19 protein-coding genes are annotated in these 23,011 nt (G+C 65.6%); 6 read left to right on the forward strand and 13 right to left on the reverse strand.

Annotation, left to right across the window (positions count from 1 at the left end; genetic code table 11):
• Positions 1–2 precede the first annotated feature (2 nt).
• From DWA33_RS22210 to DWA33_RS22225, 4 genes are all read right to left on the reverse strand, one after another.
• Complete coding sequence (locus DWA33_RS22210; protein ID WP_114360681.1) at positions 3–3,137, reverse strand: efflux RND transporter permease subunit; 3,135 nt, start codon at positions 3,135–3,137, stop codon at positions 3–5.
• A 21-nt stretch (positions 3,138–3,158) separates the two neighbouring features.
• Positions 3,159–4,265, reverse strand: a complete 1,107-nt coding sequence (locus DWA33_RS22215; protein ID WP_114360682.1) for an efflux RND transporter periplasmic adaptor subunit — start codon at positions 4,263–4,265, stop codon at positions 3,159–3,161.
• 129 nt (positions 4,266–4,394) lie between these two features.
• Positions 4,395–4,874 (reverse strand): VOC family protein, encoded by a 480-nt coding sequence (locus DWA33_RS22220; RefSeq protein ID WP_114360683.1) that lies wholly within the window; start codon positions 4,872–4,874, stop codon positions 4,395–4,397.
• Positions 4,875–4,979: 105 nt separating this feature from the next.
• Entirely contained in the window at positions 4,980–7,601 is a 2,622-nt protein-coding gene (locus DWA33_RS22225) for a hybrid sensor histidine kinase/response regulator (protein ID WP_114360684.1), read from the reverse strand.
• Positions 7,602–7,979: 378 nt separating this feature from the next.
• Here DWA33_RS22225 and DWA33_RS22230 point away from each other — a divergent pair, with 378 nt between their 5' ends.
• Positions 7,980–8,195, forward strand: coding sequence for a CsbD family protein (locus DWA33_RS22230; protein WP_114360685.1), 216 nt, complete (start codon positions 7,980–7,982; stop codon positions 8,193–8,195).
• A 90-nt stretch (positions 8,196–8,285) separates the two neighbouring features.
• Here DWA33_RS22230 and ggt read toward each other — a convergent pair whose 3' ends face one another.
• Positions 8,286–9,872 (reverse strand): gamma-glutamyltransferase, encoded by a 1,587-nt coding sequence (gene ggt, locus DWA33_RS22235; protein ID WP_114360686.1) that lies wholly within the window; start codon positions 9,870–9,872, stop codon positions 8,286–8,288.
• 248 nt (positions 9,873–10,120) lie between these two features.
• On the opposite strand from ggt, the gene DWA33_RS22240 reads away from it, so the two are divergent.
• Positions 10,121–10,336, forward strand: a complete 216-nt coding sequence (locus DWA33_RS22240; RefSeq protein ID WP_114360699.1) for a SlyX family protein — start codon at positions 10,121–10,123, stop codon at positions 10,334–10,336.
• A gap of 153 nt (positions 10,337–10,489) precedes the next feature.
• On the opposite strand, the gene DWA33_RS22245 is transcribed toward DWA33_RS22240, so the two are convergent.
• The 3 genes from DWA33_RS22245 to DWA33_RS22255 all read right to left on the reverse strand — a co-directional run bounded on the left by DWA33_RS22245 (position 10,490) and on the right by DWA33_RS22255 (position 13,575).
• Positions 10,490–12,028, reverse strand: a complete 1,539-nt coding sequence (locus DWA33_RS22245) for a class I adenylate-forming enzyme family protein (RefSeq protein WP_114360700.1) — start codon at positions 12,026–12,028, stop codon at positions 10,490–10,492.
• Positions 12,029–12,337: 309 nt separating this feature from the next.
• Positions 12,338–13,003 (reverse strand): Crp/Fnr family transcriptional regulator, encoded by a 666-nt coding sequence (locus DWA33_RS22250; RefSeq protein ID WP_114360688.1) that lies wholly within the window; start codon positions 13,001–13,003, stop codon positions 12,338–12,340.
• Positions 13,004–13,161: 158 nt separating this feature from the next.
• Positions 13,162–13,575 (reverse strand): DUF3775 domain-containing protein, encoded by a 414-nt coding sequence (locus DWA33_RS22255; RefSeq protein ID WP_114360689.1) that lies wholly within the window; start codon positions 13,573–13,575, stop codon positions 13,162–13,164.
• Positions 13,576–13,715: 140 nt separating this feature from the next.
• Here DWA33_RS22255 and DWA33_RS22260 point away from each other — a divergent pair, with 140 nt between their 5' ends.
• The 3 genes from DWA33_RS22260 (at position 13,716) to DWA33_RS22270 (ending at position 16,264) form a co-directional block, all read left to right on the forward strand.
• Positions 13,716–14,564 (forward strand): MBL fold metallo-hydrolase, encoded by an 849-nt coding sequence (locus DWA33_RS22260; RefSeq protein ID WP_114360690.1) that lies wholly within the window; start codon positions 13,716–13,718, stop codon positions 14,562–14,564.
• Between the two features lie 105 nt (positions 14,565–14,669).
• A complete protein-coding gene (locus tag DWA33_RS22265) occupies positions 14,670–15,512 on the forward strand; it encodes a fumarylacetoacetate hydrolase family protein (RefSeq protein ID WP_114360691.1) in 843 nt (280 codons plus the stop codon).
• 134 nt (positions 15,513–15,646) lie between these two features.
• A complete protein-coding gene (locus DWA33_RS22270) occupies positions 15,647–16,264 on the forward strand; it encodes a glutathione S-transferase family protein (RefSeq protein ID WP_114360692.1) in 618 nt (205 codons plus the stop codon).
• Between the two features lie 18 nt (positions 16,265–16,282).
• Here DWA33_RS22270 and DWA33_RS22275 read toward each other — a convergent pair whose 3' ends face one another.
• The 5 genes from DWA33_RS22275 to DWA33_RS22295 form a co-directional block, all read right to left on the reverse strand.
• Positions 16,283–16,825, reverse strand: a complete 543-nt coding sequence (locus DWA33_RS22275; protein ID WP_114360701.1) for a methylated-DNA--[protein]-cysteine S-methyltransferase — start codon at positions 16,823–16,825, stop codon at positions 16,283–16,285.
• Positions 16,826–16,886: 61 nt separating this feature from the next.
• A complete protein-coding gene (locus DWA33_RS22280; RefSeq protein WP_114360693.1) occupies positions 16,887–17,435 on the reverse strand; it encodes a glycosyltransferase in 549 nt (182 codons plus the stop codon).
• 93 nt (positions 17,436–17,528) lie between these two features.
• On the reverse strand, positions 17,529–18,692 hold the full coding sequence (locus DWA33_RS22285; protein WP_114360694.1) for a PepSY-associated TM helix domain-containing protein: 1,164 nt from the start codon (positions 18,690–18,692) through the stop codon (positions 17,529–17,531).
• A gap of 4 nt (positions 18,693–18,696) precedes the next feature.
• Positions 18,697–21,027 (reverse strand): TonB-dependent siderophore receptor, encoded by a 2,331-nt coding sequence (locus tag DWA33_RS22290; protein WP_114360702.1) that lies wholly within the window; start codon positions 21,025–21,027, stop codon positions 18,697–18,699.
• A gap of 232 nt (positions 21,028–21,259) precedes the next feature.
• A complete protein-coding gene (locus DWA33_RS22295) occupies positions 21,260–21,844 on the reverse strand; it encodes a hypothetical protein (RefSeq protein ID WP_114360695.1) in 585 nt (194 codons plus the stop codon).
• A gap of 343 nt (positions 21,845–22,187) precedes the next feature.
• Between DWA33_RS22295 and DWA33_RS22300 the strand changes: the two genes are divergently transcribed.
• Positions 22,188–22,691, forward strand: coding sequence for a GNAT family N-acetyltransferase (locus DWA33_RS22300; RefSeq protein WP_114360703.1), 504 nt, complete (start codon positions 22,188–22,190; stop codon positions 22,689–22,691).
• Positions 22,692–23,011: the final 320 nt, after the last annotated feature.

The following is a 23,011-nucleotide window of genomic DNA, read 5'->3' on the forward strand; positions in this document are numbered from 1 at the left end:
AATTATTCCGCCGCAGCGGCAAGCGGAAAGCTGCTCTGGAGATCGGCGCCATGTTGCGGCGCAAGATCGATATCGCCGGCACCGCGCTCGTCCAGGCTGTTGCGGAACCACAGCGCGTACAGGCCCGGCAGATAGAACAGCGTCAGGAAGGTGGCGACGAACAGGCCGCCCATGATGGTGATCGCCATCGGGCCCCAGAACGCCGAGCGCGACAGCGGGATCATCGCCAGAATTGCCGCCAGCGCCGTCAGCACCACCGGCCGCGCCCGGCGTACCGTGGCCTCGACGATCGCTTCGCGCCGGGTCGAGCCGTGCGCGACGTCGCTCTCGATCTGGTCGACCAGGATCACCGCGTTGCGCATGATCATGCCGGCGAGCGCGATCAGGCCGAGCAGCGCCACGAAGCCGAACGGCGCGGCCGCGACGTTGAGACCGAGCGAGGCGCCGATGATGCCGAGCGGCGCGGTGAGGAACACCAGCAGCAACCGCGGGAAGCTCTGCAACTGGATCATCAGCAGCGCCAGCATCGCGATCACCATCACCGGAAACAGGATGAAGATCGAGGCGTTGCCCTTGGTCGATTCCTCGATCGCGCCGCCGGTTTCGATCCGGTAGGCCGGCTGCAGATTGGCGCGGATGCTCTCGAGTTGCGGCCAGATCGCATTGGTGACGTCCGGCGCCTGAACACCGTCGACGACGTCGCCGCGCACGGTGATCGCCATGTCGCGATTGCGCCGCCACAGGATCGGCTCCTCGTGCGAATACTCGACCTTCGCGACCTGCGACAGCGGCACCGCCATGCCGTTGCGGGCCGTGATGGTGAGTTCGCCGATCCGGGCGAGATCGAGCCGCTCGTTCGGCACCGCGCGCGCAACGACGCCGATCTTTTCGACGCCGTCCCGCACCGTGGTGACCTGAGCACCCGAAATCAGCATCGCCAGCGCCTGCGAGACGTCCTGCGGCGTCAGGCCGAGCGCACGGGCACGCGACTGGTCGACTACCAGCTTCAGGTACGGCGACTGCTCGTTCCAATCGAGATGCGGATCGACGACGTTTGCGTTCTTCTTCACCACGTCCCGGACCTGATAGGCGATCTCGCGGACCTTCGCGGTGTCCGGACCGATCACTCTGAACTGCACCGGGAAGCCGACCGGCGGGCCGAAATTGAAGCGGTCGACCCGCACTCGCGCTGCCGCGAGCCGGCCGCTGTGCGCAGCCTGCTCGATCCGCGCCTTGATCCGCTCGCGCGCCGCGACGTCTTTGGCGACGATCACGATCTCGGCGAACGATTCGGTCGGAAGCTGCGGATTGAGGCCGAGCCAGAACCGCGGCGAGCCCTTGCCCACGTAGGCCGTGTAGGTCGCGATATCGCCGTCGTCCTTCAGCAGCGTTTCCGCCTCCTTCACCGATTTCATGGTGACGTCGAAGGCGGTGCCTTCGGGCAGGCGCAGCTGCAGAAACAGCTCGGGCCGCTCCGACAGCGGGAAGAACTGCTGCTGCACGTGGCCGAATCCGACCACCGCGGCGACGAAGATCGCAACCGTCGCCATCACCACCGTGCCGCGCCAGCGCACGCACCACGTCACCGCGGCACGCAGCGCGCGATAGATCCGGGTGTGATACACCTCGTCCGGATTGTGGCCCTTCTTGCCGGCGAAGTCCGGCAGCAGCTTGACGCCGATATACGGCGTGAAGATCACCGCGACGAACCACGAGGCGATCAGCGCAATCGCCACGATCCAGAAGATGCCGCCGGCATATTCGCCGACGCCCGAATTGGCGAAGCCGATCGGCAGGAAGCCGGCCGCGGTGACCAGCGTGCCGGTCAGCATCGGAAATGCGGTCGACTCCCAGGCGAACGACGCCGCCTTGGCGCGGTCCCAGCCCTGCTCCATCTTCACCACCATCATCTCCACCGCGATGATGGCGTCGTCGACCAGCAGGCCGAGCGCGATGATCAGGGCGCCGAGCGTGATCCGGTGCAGGTCGAGCGACATCGCGTTCATGACGATGAACACGATCGCCAGCACCAAGGGCACCGACAGCGCCACCACGATGCCGGTGCGCCAGCCGAGCGCCAGGAACGACACGAACAGCACGATCACCAGCGCCTCGACGAACGAGCGCATGAATTCGCCGACCGCGTGCTTCACCACTTCGGGCTGGTCGGCGATCTGCTCGATGTCGATACCCTGCGGCACGTCGGCCATGAACGATGCAGTCGCCGCGCCGACCTGCTCGCCGAGCTGCAGGATGTTGGCGCCCCTGGCGGTCACGACACCGATGCCGATCGCCGGCTTGCCCTTCTGACGGACCTGGTAGTCGGTCGGGTCGACATAGCCGTGGCGGATCTCGGCGACGTCGCCGAGCCGGAACACCCGGCCGCCGCTCTCGACCGGTGTCTCCGCCACCGCCTGGACGCCGTCGAGCGCACCGGTGACACGCAGCGGCACGCGCTGCGACGAGGTTTCGACCGTGCCGGCCGGCACCACCGCGTTCTGCTTGGCGAGCGAATCGAAGATCGCCTGCGGCGTCAGGCCGAGCGTCGCCAGCTTGGCGTGCGAGAACTCGACGTAGATCTTTTCGTCCTGGGTGCCGTAGATATTGACCTTGGTGACGTTGGCGACCTTGAGCAGCCGCTGCCGCAGCCCTTCCGCGGCTTTCTTGAGCTGCGCATAGTTCGCGCCGTCGCCGGTGATCATGTACAGGATCGAATCGACGTCGCCGTATTCATCGTTGATCGACGGCCCGATCAGATTGTCCGGCAGTTGCGGCGCGACGTCCCACAGCTTCTTGCGCAGCAGATAGAACAAATGTGGCACTTCCGCCGGCGGGGTCGAGTCGCGGAACGTCACCTGCATGGCGGTGAACGACGCCTTCGAGTAGGTCTGCACCTTTTCGAAGTACGGCAGTTCCTGCAGCTTCTTCTCGATCGGGTCGGCGACCTGTTCCTGCATCTCCTTGGCGGTGGCGCCGGGCCAGATCGCCGACACCACCGCGACCTTGACGGTGAACGACGGGTCTTCGCCGCGACCGAGCCGCTGATACGAATAGATGCCGGTGAGCCCGAGCGCGCAGATCAGAAACAGGATCAGCGCCGGATGTCGGACCGCCCAGGCCGACAGATTGAAACGCATCGCCGCACTCCCCAGCGCAGATCAGAACGTCAGAGCCGACACCACCCGCACCTTTTCGGCAGGATCGAGTTTCTGCACGCCGAGCGTGACGACCTGCTCGCCTTCATCGACGCCGCCGGCGATCAGGACGTCTTCGCTCTCAAAGGCCTTCACCGCGACCGGCTTCAGCTTCACCTCGCCGGTGGAATCGACGACGAAAAGCGAGGGCTGGCTCCCCTGGTTGAACAGCGCCGACAGCGGCACCCGCGCGATACGGATCTTGTCCGGGTCGGTGAGGGTCAAAGTCGCGGTCATGCCGAGCACCACACGGTCATCGGCATCGGGCAGCGAGAACTTGGCGAGGAATGTGCGGGTCGCGGGATCGGCGAGCGGCGCGACCTCTCGCAGCTTGGCGGCATAGTGCCGGCCTGGCTCCGACCACAGCGTGACATCGGCCAGCCCCTTGGTGGCGCGCGTGATCAGCGTCTCCGGGATCGCCACCACGGCCTCCTTCTCGCCGATCCGGGCGAGACGGAACGCGGCCTGACCGGCCGCCACCACCTGCCCGGGTTCGACCATCACGGCCGCGACGACACCGGGGCCGTCGGCTTCGAGCGTCGCGTAGGACAGCGCGTTGCGGGTCAGTTCGACAGAGCGCTCGGCGCGGGCGAAACGGGAGCGGGCTTCGTCCGCTGCGGCTTGGGCCTGGTCCATTTGGGCGTCGGTCGCCCAGCCCTTGGCGCGCAGGTCCTTGGCGCGGTTCTCGGAAGCGATCGCCTGCGCCAGCACGCCCTTGGCGGCACTGCGCTCCGCCTCCGCCTGCTCCGCCTGCAGCTTCAGATCGGTCTGGTCGAGGACCGCCAGCTTCTGGCCGGCTTCGACGCTCTGGCCGACGTCGACCAGGCGCTTGGCGACCTTGCCGCCGACCCGGAAGCCGAGATCGGTCTCGGTGCGCGGCTTGATGGTGCCGACGAAGCTGCGCTCCGGCGCCTGCGGGACGTAATGGACGGCGGTGACGAGGACCGGACGCTTGGACAGCTCCTGCTTGGCGTCCTTTCCGTTGCACCCGGCCAGGCCGACCAACGCGACGGCCAATAGCGCACCCGCCAACAGTCTGAAAAGTCCGTCAAAAAGTGGAATCGCCCGCATGACAGCCTCCGTTGCGACCACCGGAACTGTCGAATGATCTCTGACGATTGTCAATAATCGTCAGAAATCATGTGTTCGTGATGGATGGAGCTGCGCCCGGGACTCCGCTCCGGCTCGGTCGCTGCCTGGCTACGCCCCCTCATAGGCGCGCTGCAGGGCGCCGACGTCGAGCTTCACCATCTGCATCATCGCCTGCATCGCGCGCTTGGCGCCTTCGCGGTTGGGGCCGGCGAACAGCTTGAGGGCGGCGGCAGGGACGATCTGCCACGACAGGCCGTAGCGGTCTCGCAGCCAGCCGCACACCACCGGTTCGCCGCCATCCGCGAGCAGCCGGTCCCACAGCCGGTCGACCTCGGCCTGATCGACGCAATCGATCTTGAACGACACCGCATGATTGAACGGCAGCGGCGTGCCGCCGTTCAGCGCCATGAACGGCTGGCCGGCGACCGTGAACTCCACGACCAGCACCGAGCCTTCCGGTCCGCCAGGGGTGTCGACGACGCTGCGCTGGACGTTGTCGATCCGCGAGTCCGGCAGCAACGACACGTAGAACTCGGCCGCCTGCTCCGCGTCGCCGGCAAACCACAAGCAAGGAACGATCTTCGACATCCCACATCCTCCCGCACAATGCATCTGCATTGCACCAAGGACGATCTCGAGCGCCGCCAGCCGACAGGCAGCGCCGAATATTGCGAATGTGGCGATCGGTGAGCTTCAGCTCGCCAGCTTCAAGCCGCCTTCACATTGCCGGCGGAGTTCGGCCAGGGTCTTGGCCAACTGGCCGACCAGGGAATCGAGCGCCTCCGCCGAGAGCGAACCCGACTCGCGCTCGATCGTGCGGGCGATCTCGGCAATCGCGTGGAAGCCGAGCGTCAGCGCGCCGCCCTTCATCGAATGCGCCTCGACCTCGACGGCCTCGCGGTCGAGGTGGTCGACGCAACGCCGAAACAGCGCGATCCGCCGCTCGGTTTCCGCGAAGAACAGGGTCACCATCTCGTTGACCTGATCGCGGCCGATCTCCTCGGTCAGCTCCGCCAGCGTGTCGAGATCGATTTGCATTGGCGGCGCCACCACCTTGGCGGGCGTCGGCGCACCGCGCAACGCGCGCAACACCGCCGCAACCAGCGCAGGCTTGCGCAGCGGCTTGGCAAGGAAGTCGTTCATTCCGGCTTCGCGGCAGACTTTGACGTCGTCCGGGAACGCATTTGCGGTCAGAGCAATGATCGGGAGCTTGGCGAGCGCGCCGCCTTTGTTGCGAATCGCGCTGGTGGCGGCGAGGCCGTCCATGTTGGGCATCCGCACATCCATCAGCACCACGTCGAACTCGCCCTCGCCGGCGGCCTGCACTGCATCGGCTCCATCCGAAACGATGGTGATCTCGGCGGCGAATTCCTGCAGCATCTTCCTCACCACCATCTGATTGGTGGCGTCGTCCTCCGCGATCAGCACACGCAGCGGCCGGCCGAGCATGACGATGCGGGTGCGCAGATCGTCGCTGCCGAGCCGGTCGAGCCGGTGGTCGGCGATCCAGGCGTTGCTCCACGGCAGGTCGAGACTGAAACGGAAGGTCGAGCCGGCGCCCTCGCGCGACGTGACGGCGATGTCGCCACCCATCTGTTCGACGATCCGCCGGCTGATCGCCAGGCCGAGTCCGGTGCCACCGAACCTTCGATTGATCGACACATCGGCCTGGGCGAAGTCAGTGAACAGGCTGCCGACCCGGTCCGGCGAAATTCCGATTCCGGTGTCGGTGACCTGCCACTCGACCGTGGCGTGGCTGTCGTTGCGCTTGACGCAAGTCAGCACGATCGCGATCGAACCGTGCTCGGTGAACTTCACGGCGTTCGAAGCGAGGTTGAGCAGGACCTGGCGAATTCGCGCCGCGTCGCCGCTGAGCGACGGCGGCAGCCGCGGATCGATGTCGATCTTCAGCTCGATGCCTTTGCCCCTGACCTCAGGCTCGATGATGGCGCGAACCGATTCGACCAGCGTCGCCGGCGAGAAATCGGCCTGCTCGAACTCGAGCCGCCCGGATTCCAGCTTCGACAGGTCGAGAATGTCGTTGAGAATGCGGAGCAGATCGTCGCCGGAATCGCGGATGGTGGTGACGGCCTGTTGCTGCTCGGGATCGAGCTTGGTCTCCAGCAGCGAGTTGGCGAGGCCGAGCACGCCGTTCATCGGGGTGCGGATTTCGTGGCTCATCATCGCCAGGAAGCTGGACTTGGCGCGGTTCTCGGCTTCGGCCTGCTCGGCGCGCCAGCGCTCGGTGACGTCGCGGCCGACGCCGCGATAGCCGGTGAACTCGCCGTTCGAATCGAACATCGGCTTGGCGGTGAGCGACCACAGCCGTACCCCGCCGCCGATCACCACGTGCACGACGAGATCGTTCATCGGCTCGCGCTGCGCCATCTTCGCCGCGACGCCCATCGCGCAGCGCCCATCCTCCGAGCACAGCATGCCGATCACGTCCGACAGCAGCGCGCCCGTCATCAGCGCCGGCGGCAGCTTGGCGACCTCGACGAACCGCTCGGGCACATGCACCAGCCGGCCCTGGGCGTCGGTCTGCCACAGCCAGTCGCTGGCGTTGGCCTGGAAATCCTTCAGCAGCAGCGAGATGATCTCGGTCTGCCGTTCCAGTTCGAACTTCGCGCGCAGATTGTCGAAGAACATCTCGCCGTGCGAGATCAGGTTACGCGACATGAAGCCGGCGTAGAGCAGCAGGAAAACCGCGGTGATGCGGTACGCCGTACCGTCGCTGAGCGCCAGCGACAACGCCGAGCCGGCCGCCAGCGCCCAGGTGTAGGCGAGGCCGGCCCGCGGCACCGTCGACAGCGTGAACGCGCCGCCGGAGATCATGCCAGCCGCGACGCAGGCGACGATCAGCTGGTCGCCCGGTTCGGCGGTGATGAACACCATCACCGGCATTGCCCCCCAGATCAGACCGAGCAGCAATGCGTGCAACGTCATCCGCCGGATCGCATGAGCCGAAGCTTCCATTCTCGGCTCGTGCCTGGTCTGCAGCCAGGACCTCACCGCCATGGCGGCGGCGAATACGATCATCGCCATCCAGGCCAACAACTGCGGGCGCGCCTCGCTGCCCCAGAAGGTGAACAGGATCAGGGATGCATTGGCGACGTTGATACTCATCGTCACCGGCGTAAGGCGGGTGACGCTGTCGACCTGTGCGGCGCGAATCCGCCGCATCTCGTGCTCGTCGATATCGGTTTGCTGGACCAGCGTACCGGCACCGCGCCCACCGAGCCAGAAGTCCAACAATGCGGCCCCGTCGGTTCGGGACAGCCAGGCCGTTGTCATCGATTGCCACAGGCCGGACATCTCGAAGCGCTCTCTCGGCCGTCGTCAGATCCAGGTCGTCGCCATCTCGAGCGCGGCCTCGCCCGGACAGTGTAACCGCCCGAGAAGACCGAGTCTCGCTCGCATGCGGCCCCCTGTGCCGCCTCCTTGGTGATCGATGACCGGCACAAGACTGGTATCGACCATGCTGCGCGGGTGCTTAGCGACCGTTAACTCGACTGCGGAAGCTACAGCACGACGGCGCCTCGGTTAACAATCCGCGAAACACCCTACCTTACGGTAAATTAGTATTCCGATGGAGAGACGTGGTCACGACTTGTTGCAACCCGAAACAGCCGGAACATCCCAGGCTCCAACCGGTTGTCCCTGCGAAGCTCACGAAGCAAAGGAGAACATCCGATGGGTAGCACGATGGACAAGGTCAAGGGTAAGGCCAACGAACTCGCCGGCAAGGGCAAGCAGGGCCTCGGCGAAGCCACAGGTTCTGACAAGCTGCAGGGCGAAGGCGTGATGCAGGAAGCCAAGGGTCACGGCCAGCAGGCGCTCGGCGATGCCAAGGAAGCCGTGAAGGATACCGCCGACAAGGCGGCCGGCGCCGCGCACAAGAATCTGTGATCCGCTGCGCAAGCGTCAGATCAATGCAGGACCGGCCCTCGGGCCGGTCTTCGCATGTCTGGAGTCCGGCTGCGGCAGTTCGCCAGCGGCTCAGTAGCCGAGCGCGCAGCCGTCCTTGCGCGGATCGGAGCCGCCGGTGAGCGTGCCCTTGTCCCAATCGATCCAGATACCCTGGCCGCCGCCGTGCGGCGTGCCGATCGGCACGACCTTGTGACCGAGCGCCTTGAGGCCCTCCACTGTTTCGGACGGTACGCCGTCCTCGAGCTGATACTCGCCTTCGTAGTGCAGCCCGCGCGGCAGGTCGATCGCCTCCTGCACGTCGAGACCGTAGTCGAGGATGTTGGTCAGCACATGCACCTGGCCGACCGGCTGGTACTGACCGCCCATGACGCCCCACGACATCCGGGCCCGGCCGTTCTCGGTCGCGAGTGCCGGAATGATGGTGTGCAGCGGGCGTTTCTTCGGCGCGATGCAATTCGGATGGCCGGGCTGGACGCGGAAGCCGGCGCCGCGGTTCTGCAGCAGCACGCCGGTCTTGTTCGACACGATCGCCGAGCCGAACGAATGCGCGATCGAGTTGATGAACGAGCAAACGTTGCGCTCTTCGTCGACCACGGTGATGTACACCGTCGACGGATTCATCGGCGGCGCGACGTGCGGCAGGTCGAGCAGCTTGTCGAGCGCGATCTTGCTGCAGTGCTCGTCGGCGAATTCCTTGGCCAGGATGCGCAGGACATCGACCTCGACATGCTGCGGATCGCCGATGTGCTGCTCGCGCATCATGTAGGCGACCCGAGCCGCCTCGGCTTCCAGATGGAAGCGCTCGACGCTGAGCGGATCGAATTTGCTGAGATCGAACCGGCTGAGGATGTTCAGCATCACCAGCATGGTGATGCCCGGGCCGTTCGGCGGGCACTGCCAGACGTCGAGGCCCTTGTAGATCGTGCCGATCGGCGAGGTGGTTTCGGTGCAGTGCTCGGCGAAGTCTTCCAGCGTGTGCAGACCGCCGAGCCCACGCAGCGTCTCGACCATGTCTTCAGCGACCGGGCCTTTGTAGAAGCCATCCGGCCCCTTGTCGGCGATCAGCTTCAGCGTGTTGGCCAGCTCGGGCTGGGTGATCACGTCGCCGGTCTTGGCGGCCGCGCCGTGCGGCAGCAGGTAGCGCTCGGTGTTGGCGCCCTTCTTCAGCTTGGCGAAGCCGTTGGCCCAGTCGAACGCAATCCGCGGCGCCACCACGTAGCCTTCCGCCGCGGCCTTGATGGCCGGCTGCAGCACCTTGTCGAGCCCGAAACGGCCGTGATCGCGCAGGATCGTCGCCCATGCGTCGATCGCACCGGGCACTGTCACCGAATGCGGGCTGGTCAGCGGGATGGCGTCGATGCCGTTTTCCAAAAACCACTCGGCCTTGGCGGCTGCCGGGGCCCGGCCCGAACCGTTATAGGCGGTGATCTTGCCGGTGCCCTTGGGCTGGATCAGCGCGAAGCAATCGCCGCCGATGCCGGTGGATTGCGGCTCGATCACCGCCAGCAGGGCGGACGCGGCAATCGCGGCGTCGGCGGCGGTGCCGCCGGCCTTCAGGATTTCGATCGCGGCCAGCGCCGCCTGGGGGTGCGAGGTCGCAACCATGCCGTTGCGGGCGTGCACGGTGGACCGGCCGGCGAGATGGAAATTCCTCATAGGCACAAGCTCGTTGGGTTGGTTACGCCGCGCTCCGGCGCCGGCCTAGTTGGCATATTCCACGGCCGCCGAGCAATCCTCGCCGCGCCCGGAGTGGGCGGCCGTGATTTGCCCGGAAAGCGTCGGTTTCCCGCCGGCACCCGCGCTGTTAAACCGCCCGTGCAATGCCGCGCTCGCGTATTCGGGCCGGCAACAACCTGCGTCTTGCCGGCCGTGAGCGGGAAGACCGAGCCGAAATGGAGCGGGCGATGGCCGGCGAGAAGGATCTGAACGAACGCGTCGAGGCGCTGGAAGTCCGCTTGGCATACCAGGACGAGACGATCGAGGCGCTGAACCAGACCGTCACCACGCAGTGGAAGCAGATCGACGCGCTGACCCGGCAACTCGCAGCGCTGAGCGAACGGCTCGACCAGGCCGAGAGCGGCGCCGGCGCTCCGGCCAACGAGCGCCCGCCGCATTATTGAGGAAAGGCCTCCGGCCTCTCCGCTTGGTCATTCCGGGGTGCCGCGTAGCGGCGAACCCGGAATCTCGAATTAGCGGGCACCGCATTTCCACAAGCTCCAGATTCCGGGTTCACTCACTTCGTGAGCGCCCCGGAATGACGTTGAGCCGAGGAGTTACGACGCCGCCTTCATGCCGAGGCGCTGGTCGCGGAGTTCGCGCTTCAGCACCTTGCCGATTGCGCTGCGCGGCAGCGAGTCGACCAGGACGACGTCGGCAAGGCGCTGAGTCTTGCCGACCTGTCCGTTGGTCCAGCTCTTCAGCTCGGCCGGATCGATGCTGCGGCCGGGGCGCGCCGCCACGAATGCAACCGGGGTCTCGCCCCACTCTTCCGACGGCATGCCGACCACAGCGACTTCGAGCACGTCGGGGTGCTTGGCCGCCACGGCCTCGATATCGCTTGGATAGATGTTGAAACCACCGGAAATGATCATGTCCTTCTTGCGGTCCATCAGCGTGACGAAGCCGTCGGCATCGAACCGACCGACGTCGCCGCTGCGCACCCAGAGGTTACCGTCCTTGTCGGTCCAGAACACTTCGGCGGTCTTCTCCGGCTGATTGAGATAGCCCTTCATGATGGTGTCGGAGCGGCCGACGATTTCACCGACCTCGCCATTGGGCAGGAAGTTGCCGTCCTCGTCGATCATCCGGATTTCATGGCCGGGCCGCGGCTGGCCGACGGTGTGCAGCTTGTTCGGAAATTCGTGTGCGAGCAGCGTGCACGAACCGCCCCCCTCGGTCATGCCGTAATACTCGGTCAGACCGCCGGGCCAGCGCTTCAGGATGTCGGCCTTCAACTCCGGCGCAAACGGCGCAGACGTGCAGAACTTCATCTGGAAGGACGACAGGTCGAACTGACCGAACTCCGGCAGCGCCATGATCCTGCGATACTGCACCGGCACCAGCATCGCGTGGGTGACGCGATACTTCTGGGCCAGCTCCAGGAAGCCGCGGGCATCGAACTTCTTCATCAGCACGACAGTGCCGCCGCCGGCGAGCGTCGGGTTGAAGCAGACCAGCGTGGTGTTGGAATAGAGCGGCGTCGACAACAGCGTCACCGCGTCTGGTCCATAACCGATCGGATCGAGCTTGCCATATTGCGCCCAGCGCATCTGATGGCTGTGCACGATGCCCTTCGGCGTCCCGGTGGTGCCGGACGAATAGATGATGTTGAACACCCATTCCGGATCGATCGTTACCGGTGCGGGCTTGGTACCTTCCGGCGCCAGCCAGCGTGTGAACGCTTCGCCGCTCGTGCCATCGTCGAACGCAACGCGCTTCACGGCAGCATCGATCTCGGCATCCTTCATCGCATTGGCGGCGAAGTCGTCGGTGAACAGGATCTTGGCGCCGGAGTCCCGCACCATCGCGGAGAAGTCCTTGGCGGTGGACGACGGCGCCAGCGGCGCGACCGCGATACCGGCGCGCAGCGCACCGAGGAAAGTCGCCGCATATTCGATCGAGGACAGCGCGCAGATCGAGATGGTGTCGGTCGGCTTCAGACCGTCGCGCTGGAAGGTCGCGGCGATGCGATCGATCAGCGCATCGAATTCCGCGTAGCGCAATTGCCGTTCCCCGTCGATCACCGCAATCCGGTCCGGCCGCGCCTGCGCGGTGTCGCGAACCAGGGCAGGAAGAGTGATGAAGTCGGGCATTTCGGTCTCCACGTTTCTTGGTTATCGAACTCGAATAAGTGCGCGTCGTTGCGAGGAGCGAAAGGACCACTGACGCAGTTGGCGTCAGCGATCCAGCGCTCGCCTTTCAACCACTTCGCGCCGCTCGCGTACAGACGTTCGAGGGAATCGCCTGTCGAGTTCGGCTTTTCGTTCGATCGGAGACTGTCGGGACAGCGTATTCTGTGTGGCAGACGGCGCAACGCTTGCATCAGGCGCATCATTCCGCAGAACAGCATCGCGACGTTGCGGTGCAACGTTCTCCAGCACGGGACTGCTAGCGGCGGAAAGCTAGCTTCGCGCCTCTGCCCGATCGTGCAGCACGGCAGCGAGCCGCGCCGGATGCACCTCGATGGTGCGGTCGTAGCTGATCAGGCCGAGCTTGCGGAACTTGTTCATGAAGTAGCTGACCCGCGAGCGGGTGGTGCCGATCATCTCTGCCAGCGTCTCCTGGCTGATGTGCGGCCCAATCGGCTGTGGCCGACCTCCCTCTTCGAATTCCGCGAGGCGGAGCAACAGCCGCGCCAGCCGCTTCTCGCTGCAGTTGAGCAGCTGATCGAGCAGATCCTCTTCAATGCGCCGATTGCGCAGCAACAAATGCCGCACGAACAGCTCGGCGAAGTCGGGTTCGGCCCGCAACATCTCGATCAGTCGCGCACTGGCGATCGAAGCGACCAGGCAATCCTGCATCGCGATCGTAGTGGTGGTGCGTATCGCCTCCCCGACCAGACAGCCGTCGCCGAAGAACTGGCCGGGCGCAACCATCCCGGTCGCCGCCTCTTTGCCCTCCGCCGACAGAACCACGACCTTGATACGTCCCTGCAGCAGCAAGTACACGCTGTCGGCCTGATCGCCTTGCGCGAAGATCGTCTGGTTCTTGGCGAATTTGGCGATCGAATGGCCCTGACCAAGCTTGCGCAACAGGTCACGGGGATCGAAACCAGCCTCCTGCTTCATGGTCGCCTCCACGGGTCGACCGGCATCCGCTCGTGCCGGTCAAGTCGCCCCCAGATTAGACCGCACAGCGCTGAAATCGCTGGTAAATCGGTTTCCCTCGGAATGCTACGGGAGCGCGGCTGCCGCGCGCAGCACCCGTCGTGATTGCGGCTTCGCGCTCAAACTACGGGTGTGGTGCGCTCGTCGTTCCAGGACAGGCCGAACGCCTCGAGCCCCTCGGCGAGGTAATCACCGAGCAGCGGCTCGCCGAGCAGATAGCGCGCGGTGCGGCCGTTGCGGCCATCGGCCGCCTCGCGGCGCAGGTCGTCCCATTCTTCGATGCTGCCGTCGCCGCGGCCGAGCCGCATCAACGCCACCAGGTCGATCTGCTCCTCTTCGGTCATGGCGTTGATGAAACTGGTGATCTCCTGAACGACCGGGTCGTTGCCGGTGTCCTCGAGCACGTCGATCATGTTGTCGTCGGCGGCGTTCGAGCCGGAATCGGCGTCGCTGACGCCTTCCTTGACGTCGAATTCGCGCGCCTTCTCGATCAGAAACGCGACCTTGTCGGTCGAAATCGCGAGCTCGGGCATCGTCGTTCCTCCGTCTTCGCGCCGCTCACGGCACGCTCCGCGAGCAAGCCAACGCGTCGCGGCGCGAGATGATCCATTGCGCCGCCACCGCAAAACCCGCATGTTCGGGCAAAACAGCAAGAGCCCGGGAGAAACGTGGGATGGCCTGGACGATCGGCAAGGTCAAAATCACAAAAATCGTCGAGATGGAAATGACCGGAGGCACCCGGTTCATCCTGCCGCAAGCGCCCCCTCAGGAAATCCAGACCATGCCTTGGCTGACGCCGCAGTTCGCCAGCGCCGAAGGCCGGCTGACGATGTCGATCCACAGCTGGGTGGTGGAAACGCCGACCCGGCGCATCGTGGTCGATACCGGCCTCGGCAACGACAAACAGGGCCGCGGCGTGCCGCATTGGAACGGCCTGGACAAACCGTTTCTGCAGGACTTGGCGAACGCCGGCTATGCGGCGGACAGCATCGACACGGTGATCTGCACCCATCTGCACGTCGATCACGTCGGCTGGAACACCAGGCTGGTAAACGGCCAGTGGGTGCCGACCTTCCCCAACGCACGCTATCTGTTCGGCCGCATCGAGTACGAGTACTGGAAGACGCATTCGACCGATCCGGTGCACGCCGCGGTGTTCGCCGACTCGGTACAGCCGGTGATCGAGGCCGGCGTCGTCGAGTTGGTCGGCAGCGAGGCGCAGATCGCCGACGAGATCACGCTGATTCCGACGCCCGGCCACAGCCCCGGCCATGTCGCGCTGCACATTCGCTCCGACGGCGAAGAAGCGGTTCTGTCCGGCGACGTCGCACATCATCCCTGCCAGATGGCGCGGCTGGATTGGTCGTCGAGCTTCGACTCCGATCCGCTGCAATCGATCGAAAGCCGGCGGCAATTGTTCTCACGCTTCGCCGAGACACCCGCTTTGCTGTTCGGCGGGCATTTCGGCCCGGGCCGGATCGTCCGCGACGGCGACGCCTTCCGCCTCGTCCCGCTGCAATGACTCAGCCGCGCCACGCATGGGGCGCCGGCGCCGGCATGTGTTGAATTCAATCCACCATTGATCCATCGGTTGGGACAGCCTGCAAAACTGCGGAGGACAAGCGGGATGAAGCTCGTTCGTTATGGTGCGGTCGGCCACGAAAAGCCGGGGGTGATCGACAGGTCCGGCCAGCTACGCGATCTGTCGGGGCAGATCGCCGATCTTGCAGGCGATGCATTTTCGCCCGCGAGCCTCGCCAGGCTCGGCGCCCTCGACGTCGACGGCCTGCCGGTGGTGCCCGGTCAGCCGCGCCTCGGTGCACCGGTCGGCGGTGCGCCGAAATTCATCGCGATCGGACTGAACTATGCCGATCATGCGGCGGAATCCAACATGCCGATTCCGGCCGAGCCGATCGTATTCATGAAGGCCAACAATGCGCTGTGCGGGCCGAACGACGACGTCGAGAAGCCGCGCGGCTCGACCAAGCTCGACTGGGAAGTCGAGCTTGCGGTGATCATCGGCAGCCGCGCCAAATATGTCAGCGAGGCGGATGCGCTGGACTACGTCGCCGGCTATGCGGTGTGCAACGACGTCTCCGAGCGACACTTTCAGATCGAACGGCTCGGGCAGTGGACCAAGGGCAAGTCGCACGACACCTTCGGCCCGCTCGGTCCCTGGGTCGTCACCAAGGACGAAATCGCCGACGTCCACAAGCTCGACATGTGGCTCGACGTCAACGGCCGGCGCTGCCAGACCGGCTCGACCGCGACCATGATCTTCAAGGTGCCGAAGATCGTATCGTATCTGTCGGAGCTGATGACGCTGATGCCCGGCGACATCATCACCACCGGCACGCCGCCCGGCGTCGGCATGGGCAAGAAGCCGCCGCAGTTCCTCGAAGTCGGCGACGTCGTCACGCTCGGCATCGACCGCCTTGGCGAGCAGAAACAGACCATCGTCGCGGCGTAAGGTTATCCACGCCGTCGTTGCGAGCGAAGCGAAGCAATCCAGGGCCATTCGAGCGAGACTGGATTGCTTCGTCGCTTCGCTCCTCGCAATGACGGCGAAAGCAAACAACGCTTCGTCCCTGAGGACCTTATCTGATGAAACTCACCTTCTCCCAAGCCTCGCCGTTCGCCCGCAAGGTGCGGATCGCGGCGATCGAACTCGGACTGATCGACCAGATCGAGTTCGTGACCGCGACCGTGATCCCGGCGCAGGCCAACGAGCAGTACATGCGCGAGGTCAACCCGCTGAAGAAGCTGCCGGCGCTGATCCTCGACAATGGCCAGGTGATCGTCGACTCCTACGTGATCGCCGAATATCTCGACGAGCTCGCCGGCGGAGGCAGACTGATCCCGGCTTCTGGCCAGGAGCGCTGGCGGGTCAAGAGCGACCACTCGCTGCTGCAGGGCATGCTGGATTCGATGCTGCTGTGCCGCTACGAGAAGCTGGTGCGTCCGAAGGAGCTGTTCTGGCAGGGCTGGTACGACGACCACTGGGCGCGCGCCTGGGCCGGCATGGCGCGGTTCGATCGCGACACCGCGATGCTGAACGGACCGCTCACGATCGCGCAGATCGCGCTCGCCTGCGTGCTCGGCTACGCCGATTTCCGTTTTGCCGACTGCGGCTGGCGTGCGGCCTATCCCAATCTCGACGCGTTCTTCCAGCGGATGTCGGAGCGCGAGTCGGTGAAGGTGTCGGTGCCGCCGGCGGCCTGAGCCGCCGCCTGATCGAGATCAGTCGAACAGGCTCGGCGTGTAGTTGACCGCCGCGCCTTCGATCGCCAGCAGCTTCAGCTTGGTGGCGACTCCGCCATTGGCCGAAAAGCCGCCGGGCTTGTCCCCGGCGGCGAGAACGCGGTGGCACGGCACGATGATCGGGCACGGATTGCGCCCCAGAGCCTGTCCGACCTCGCGCGACAGTTCGACGCCGCCGAGCTGTTTGGCGATGTCGCCATAGGTCAGCGTCCTGCCGGCCGGAATGGCGCGCGCGATGTCGTAGACCCGGCGCTGAAACGCCGAGGTGCCGTCGAGATCGAGCTGAATGCCCGCGAAATCGAACGCGGCACCTTCAAGCAGAGCAACGATACCGTCGATCGCGCGCTGCACGTCGGCCGGCGGCGCTATTTCGAGGCTGTCGGCATGCCGCTGGGTAATGCGGGCGCGGGTCTGCGCTTCGGTCGGCTGGGGCAGCTGCACGGCGACGATCCCGCGCGGCCCCCAGACGATGCCGCAGCGACCGATCGCTGTGTCGAACAATGCGTAGCGGTACTCGCTCATCGTGACCATCCGGTGCCAGGCGGACGAGCCTACGCGGCGTAGCGTGGCGAGGCCACCCGATTCACGACGCCGGAACGTGCTGCTCGAGGCGCGCGGCGACGGTCGCGAGCAGCTTGTCCGGATCGGCCGGCAGCACCACGGCGCGCGCGGGATCGAAATCATAAGCGATATGATAGGCATCGTGCTGGTCCTGCCGCAGGAACCAGAGCTCGGTGCGCGAGGCCGCGGCGAAAACGCCGCGCTCCAGCGCCAGCCGGATCCGCTGTCGTGGCGGCCAAGCCCACAGCCTATCACGCAGGATCGCCGCATCGTCGGCGACGTAGTGGAAGTCCGCTCCCGGCACCAGTTCGAACGAAAGCAGCGCGTCCGGTTGTTGTTGGCGGCGGTGCTCGCGGACCGCGCGGGCGAAATTGCGCGCCCGCCGATGATTGGTCAGGCCGCGGGCCTTCACTTGAACGACCGCGATGCGCTCGAGCGGTTCGGGCGACGGGCTCGTGGTGACGATGGTGACGTCGTGGCCGCGACCTGCGAGATGGCTCGCGATAGCGAGGCAATCGCGCTCCTTGCCGCTCTGCTTTTCGAGTTGGAAGACCGCCAGCAGAATTTTCATGACGCGGCGGTTGGTTCGCGACGGGTCGGGGTGATTTGACCGAGGGCTTATAACGCGGCAGATCGGCGCGGCGCAACATTTCGGCCGCCGGGCTCATCCCCGACATCGGCGCTGGCCGGCGGTGCCGCGGGCGGCGAGTTGCATCCGCTTGTGACGCCGACGCGACAGATACAGCAGCACGCCGGTCACACCGAACAACGGCATCGCCGCCGCTGCCAGCATGAACACCAGCTGACCGGGCCAGCCGAAAATGCTGCCGCGGTGAATGTCGAGCAGGCGCGCCAATAGCTTTTCGCCGATCGTTTTGTCGACATAGAGGTCAGCGGACAGGATTTGGCCGGTCCGACCGTCGATCCGGAAATCGTCATGCACGCCGTCGCGGGCGTCGGTCAGCCAGGCGCGGACCCGGACGGTGCTGTCGCGTCCAGACGGCAGCGTCAGCCGGGCGGCGGCGAACCTGTCCCCACGCTCGGTCACAAACGCCGCCCAGACGCGATCCAGCGAGACCTCTGCGGACGGCGGGGCGGGCACCGCGGGACGATGCGTACGCTGTGTCGTGACCGGCGATCGCGCCAGAAGCCAGGTTGCGGCGGCCTTGTACCAGTCGAACGACCACCACAGACCGGTCAGCGTCATGATCAGGTAGACTAGCAACACCCAGGTTCCGATGACGGCGTGCAGCGACCGGTGCAGTCCGCGTCCGCGCAATTGCCAGTGCGGTTTCAGCCACACCTTGATGCTGCCGGGCCGATGCGGCCATCGCAGCACCAGGCCGGTGAGCAGCATGGTCAGCAATCCGAGCGCGGCAACGCCGGTGACGATCCGGCCGTAACCGTTGCCGTCGCCCGGCAGCAGCAGCCAGCGGTGCAGCTTGCGGACCGTCACAAAGAACGCGTCGGCGGCAGGATGACCGAGACTGTCGCCGGTGTAGGGATCGAGATAGAGCGGCGCCGGCCGGGTGTGATCCGGCTTGCGGGCGAACCGAACCTCGATGGCGGACGTCGCAACCCGCGGCATCGTAATCGATGCGACCGGATCGCCGCCGGCCTGCCGTTTCGCGATCAGCGCGTCCGGCAGCATCCTCGGCGCGGCGTCCGATACAAGCTGCACGCGGCCGGCATCCAACGCCCCGCGGATCTCATCCTCGAAACTCATCACCGCGCCGGTCACTGCCACCAGCACCAGCACCGCCGCGAGCACCAATCCCGCGACGGAATGGAGTTGCAGCAGGATGGCTTTGAGCGCCGGCGCCCGCATCGGGCTAGAACTTGACGGTAGCGGCCAGCGAGAAGCGCCTCGCGTCGCCGAGCGCGACGTTCAGGGTGTTCACCGCCGACGGGTAGTACACGGTGTCGAACAGGTTCTTGACATTGAACTGGTAGATCACCGGCGTGCGGCCGTATTTGACCTCGTAGGTTGCGAACAGATCGGCCACCGTGTAGGACGGCAGCACGAAGGAATTGGTGCTGTCGCCGGGCCGGTCGCCGACGTAGCGAGCGCCGCCGCCGAGCCGGAGCCGACCAGGCAGCGTTGTGCCGAAATCGTAGACCAGGAACAGCGACGCCGTGTTCATTGCGACATTCTGCAGGCGCTTGCCGGTGAGCACCGGATCGTCGGTGACGATCGCATCGGTGTAGCCATAGCTCGCGATCGTGCTCCAATGCTCGCTCAGCCGGCCGGTGACGTCGAACTCGACACCGCGCGAACGGACCTTGCCTGCGGCGCGATATTCGTTGAGGCCGGTCGCGGCGTTGAACTGCGATACCAGCACGTTCTTCTTCTCGATGTCATAGAATGCGAGCGTGCCGGAGAGACGCTTGTCGAGGTCGAACTTGACGCCGGCTTCGTACTGCGTGCCCTCCTCCGGCGCGACGCTGGAGCCGATCACGTAGCCGCCGCTCAGCGGTGCGATGGTCGAGGTCGGCTGCAGCGACTGGGTGTAGCTGGCGTAGAGCGAGACCTGATCGGTGAGCTTGAAGACGGCGCCGCCGAGCGGCAGCAGCTTGTTGCCGCTGAGGTCGGTGTTGGCGCTGAACGGCCGTCCCCGGCCTGCAAGCTGCTCATAGTCCATCCAGCGCAGGCCGCCGACCAGCGAAAGCCGGTCGGTGAGGTGCAGCGTGTCCTGGGCGAACACCGCGCGGGTTTCCAGCCGGTCGGTCTGGTCGCTGTCCGATGCCGACACCGTGGTGCCCGGGCCGACACGGCCATAGACCGGATCGTAGAAATTGAAGGTCGGCGTCGCCTGGCGGATCAGGTCCTGGCGATAGATCAGCCGTCGCTGCGCCTCGCCGCCGATCAGCACTTCGTGGCGCACCCCGCCGATCCAGAGATCGCCGCGCAGATAGGACGTGCCGTAGCCGACATAAGCGAGCGCGCCATGGGTGCCGTCGTTGCTGCGCTTCTCGACACCGGTGACCGGATCGACGGCGGTGATGCGAAGCTGGTTGGCTTCGTAGATCTCGCGGTTGTAGCTGTAGGCGGCGGTCAGCTTCCAGGTATCGTCGAGGCGCTGCTCGACCGATGCCTGCAGCAGATCCGATTGGCCCCAGGTGCGGTTGAACGGCTCGTCGAGCCGGCGCGTCGCCGGGATCGCCAGTGGAGCGCCGTTGACGAAGGCGGTGCCGCGATCGAACGGATAGCTGAAATCCCGGTGCTCATAGGAGAACTGCACCGTGGTCGACTCGCCGTACCAGGCCAGCGACGGCGCCAAGAGCCGTTCGCGGTTGGCGCCGAAGTTGCGCCAGTAATCCTCGTCGAGCCCCGAGCCGATCACCCGATAGGCGAGGCCTTGGGTGCCGAGCGGGCCGGTGAGGTCGAAGATCGCATTGGCGCCATTGTGGCCGCCGCCGAAAGTCGAACCGATCACGGTGAGCGATCCGTGCTGATACAGCTCCGGCCGCTTGCTGATGGTGTTGACGACTCCGCCCGGCGACTGAATCCCGTACAGCAGCGACGCTGGTCCCTTCAGCACCTCGACGCTTTCGACGGTCGCGCCTAGGCTCCGTCCCTGCACCAGCGGCATGCCGTTGCGCATGATCGAGCCGTCGCGGTTCTCGCCAAAGCCGCGGCGGATCACGGCATCGAACGAGCCTGCCAGCGTATTGGTCTGAGTGACGCCGCTGACATTGGCGAGCGCATCGTCGAGATTGCGCGGCAATTGATCCTTGAGCACCTGCTCGGGGACGACCGCGACGGCCTGCGACGAGTCGAGGGGCGACGCGCCGGTCCGCAGCGTCGTCGGACTCGGCATCGCGCGGTAGCCGAGTTTGGCTTCGTTCAGTTGCGCGGCGGCGGCCGCGGGCCGCTCGGAGGGGCTCGGCGGCGCCGCAACCGGGGTGCGGCGGGCCTGCCTTCGGACGGGAGCGCGGGTGTTCCGCTGCGAGGCGGGCGCCGGCCGCGTCGCGACCGCACGATTCGGCGCCTCGACGGTGACGCTCGGCAACTGCTGAGTTTGCGCCTGCGCGTCCGCGACTCGCGGCAGCATCGCCACCCAGAACACCGCGGAGCCGAATGCGACACGGACGACGACAGCGCCGCAACTGGTCAGGAGAGCCCGATGGGCTCGGCGGCAGGCAGTGGATCGGTGTGACATCTGGCTCTTCTGCTGCATCGCAATAGATGCGATCGCCTAGCAGAAGCAGTCCACCAAGAGAATTCGCGCGGGCGTGGAATCGGTCTAAGGGCACCGGCCGCGACGTCTCGGCACAGGTCACCGCCAGCCCAGCGACCCAACCTTTGCAACCAGTGCGCGGACACCCGACTCGACAACGCCGCCTCTCGGATGAGGGGCGGCGTTGAGCGAGCTCGAATTTTCCGGTGACGGGCTATTCGTCGTCATCCAGCGCCTGGGACAGCGCATCGTAGTTCTTCAGCACCAACTCGATATTGGTCTTGTTGGTCACCGCCGGTCCGGGGTCCTTCGCCGCCTCGTTGAGGTCGGCCAGCGCCTGCTTCTTGTCGTCGGCAGACATCTTGGTGTCGGCCTCGACCGCCGCGATCTGATCCTTCAGGGCTGCGGCCGGACCGACATAGGTCTTGGTCTTGGGATCGACGCCCGCAAGGACCATGCCGATCGCTTCGATCACGTCGCTGTATTCGTCGTAGGACGCAAAGCCGTGCTTCTTGGCGACATCGTCGAGCTGCTTCAGCACCTTCGGATCCGGCTTGGTGTCCTGATCATCCGGCAGCTTGGCCGCGACAGCATCGATGTCCTTGTACGCGGCGAGGACGCCCTGGACCTGCTTCTCGGTGAGCGTGATCTCTTTCATCGCCGGCTCGGCGACGGCCGGTGCAGCCGGCGCCGCCTTGTTGGCCTGAGCGAACACGGCAGAACTGGACACCGACGCGACTGCGACCGCGAACACACCGACGCCGAGAGCAACGACGACCGGACGAAAGCTAAGGGGCATGACTGTCTCCTCGAGTGGGACCAAGGCGCGCGCAGCAACCGCTGTGAGTCGTCGGCGCAGGCGTCGCGGTTCACGAGCCAATCTGGCGCCGGATCGAGTCGGAACGGGGGCGAGACTAGACTGATCGAGATGAACCGCTGCGAAATGCCGCGCAGAACCCACAAGGAACTGGCGCCATCCAACTCCTCGCACGTGAAAGCGGCCGCATCGTCTTGATGCCGCGGTGACTCGCCCGGTCTGCTGTCGTGGATGTTGGAGGACGTCTTGCGCGCAGCGGATGATGTCGCATTCTACTCGGGAAATCGCGTCGCAGTCCCAGGCGGCGCACTAACCGGTGGACGGAATGCACATCAGACCGGCGACGTCCGAGGATTTTGACGCGCTTCGGAAAGTCGAGCTCGCCGCTTTCGAGACCCTGCGAAAGGCCGGCGCGGTTCGCGGCCCGGCGTCGGCCAGCGCCCACCAGGATTTGCAGCACTATCTCGACCACGGCTTGCTCTATCTGGCTGGCGATCGGAACGACGCTGCCGTCGGTTTCTGTGGCGGTTACATCGCCGACGGTTTTCTGCACATCGGGGAGCTGGACGTTCATCCCGATTATCAGCGACAGGGCCTGGGTCGGGTGCTGGTGACGACGTTGCTGGCTGAGGGGCGAGCCCGGAAGCTCGACGGGGCCACGTTGACCACGGATCGTCTCGTCCCGTTCAATGCACCATTCTACGCGACGTTGGGATTCCGCCTCATCGAGCAGCAGAACGCTTCGCTCCGCCTGCGCCGGATCCTGGAGACCGAGATCGAAAATGGGCTCGACCCGCTGCGGCGCGTTGCGATGATGCTGGAGTTCTGAACCGGCCAGGACACCACGGTCGGCAACGACCGGAGGATCCCGAGCACCGGGGAGCGAGGCGAGGCCTGGCGTCTCGGCGGATGAAAAGATCCGGGATGCGGTGTCTCACGGTTCGAGACGGCGCTTGGCGCCTCCTCGCCACGAGGCCTGTGCCCGAGAGACGCGCGCATCGCCGAACGCAAAAACGCCGCCTCGGTTTTGAGGCGGCGTTTTGTGTGTGTTTGTCATCGTGGTGTTTGAGGATCTCTTGTTCTTTGCAGGCCTGGCGGCGACCTACTCTCCCGCGTCTTGAGACGGAGTACCATTGGCGCTGAGGAGTT

The organism is Rhodopseudomonas pentothenatexigens (assembly GCF_900218015.1).
GTDB lineage: Bacteria > Pseudomonadota > Alphaproteobacteria > Rhizobiales > Xanthobacteraceae > Rhodopseudomonas > Rhodopseudomonas pentothenatexigens.

Excerpts from the sequence above, each read along its gene's own strand:
- DWA33_RS22210 (WP_114360681.1), bottom strand. The coding sequence starts at position 3,137 with ATGCGTTTCAATCTGTCGGCCTGGGCGGTCCGACATCCGGCGCTGATC.
- DWA33_RS22215 (WP_114360682.1), bottom strand. The coding sequence starts at position 4,265 with ATGCGGGCGATTCCACTTTTTGACGGACTTTTCAGACTGTTGGCGGGT.
- DWA33_RS22220 (WP_114360683.1), bottom strand. The coding sequence starts at position 4,874 with ATGTCGAAGATCGTTCCTTGCTTGTGGTTTGCCGGCGACGCGGAGCAG.
- DWA33_RS22225 (WP_114360684.1), bottom strand. The coding sequence starts at position 7,601 with ATGTCCGGCCTGTGGCAATCGATGACAACGGCCTGGCTGTCCCGAACC.
- DWA33_RS22230 (WP_114360685.1), top strand. The coding sequence starts at position 7,980 with ATGGGTAGCACGATGGACAAGGTCAAGGGTAAGGCCAACGAACTCGCC.
- ggt (WP_114360686.1), bottom strand. The coding sequence starts at position 9,872 with ATGAGGAATTTCCATCTCGCCGGCCGGTCCACCGTGCACGCCCGCAAC.
- DWA33_RS22240 (WP_114360699.1), top strand. The coding sequence starts at position 10,121 with ATGGCCGGCGAGAAGGATCTGAACGAACGCGTCGAGGCGCTGGAAGTC.
- DWA33_RS22245 (WP_114360700.1), bottom strand. The coding sequence starts at position 12,028 with ATGCCCGACTTCATCACTCTTCCTGCCCTGGTTCGCGACACCGCGCAG.
- DWA33_RS22250 (WP_114360688.1), bottom strand. The coding sequence starts at position 13,003 with ATGAAGCAGGAGGCTGGTTTCGATCCCCGTGACCTGTTGCGCAAGCTT.
- DWA33_RS22255 (WP_114360689.1), bottom strand. The coding sequence starts at position 13,575 with ATGCCCGAGCTCGCGATTTCGACCGACAAGGTCGCGTTTCTGATCGAG.
- DWA33_RS22260 (WP_114360690.1), top strand. The coding sequence starts at position 13,716 with ATGGCCTGGACGATCGGCAAGGTCAAAATCACAAAAATCGTCGAGATG.
- DWA33_RS22265 (WP_114360691.1), top strand. The coding sequence starts at position 14,670 with ATGAAGCTCGTTCGTTATGGTGCGGTCGGCCACGAAAAGCCGGGGGTG.
- DWA33_RS22270 (WP_114360692.1), top strand. The coding sequence starts at position 15,647 with ATGAAACTCACCTTCTCCCAAGCCTCGCCGTTCGCCCGCAAGGTGCGG.
- DWA33_RS22275 (WP_114360701.1), bottom strand. The coding sequence starts at position 16,825 with ATGAGCGAGTACCGCTACGCATTGTTCGACACAGCGATCGGTCGCTGC.
- DWA33_RS22280 (WP_114360693.1), bottom strand. The coding sequence starts at position 17,435 with ATGAAAATTCTGCTGGCGGTCTTCCAACTCGAAAAGCAGAGCGGCAAG.
- DWA33_RS22285 (WP_114360694.1), bottom strand. The coding sequence starts at position 18,692 with ATGCGGGCGCCGGCGCTCAAAGCCATCCTGCTGCAACTCCATTCCGTC.
- DWA33_RS22290 (WP_114360702.1), bottom strand. The coding sequence starts at position 21,027 with ATGTCACACCGATCCACTGCCTGCCGCCGAGCCCATCGGGCTCTCCTG.
- DWA33_RS22295 (WP_114360695.1), bottom strand. The coding sequence starts at position 21,844 with ATGCCCCTTAGCTTTCGTCCGGTCGTCGTTGCTCTCGGCGTCGGTGTG.
- DWA33_RS22300 (WP_114360703.1), top strand. The coding sequence starts at position 22,188 with ATGCACATCAGACCGGCGACGTCCGAGGATTTTGACGCGCTTCGGAAA.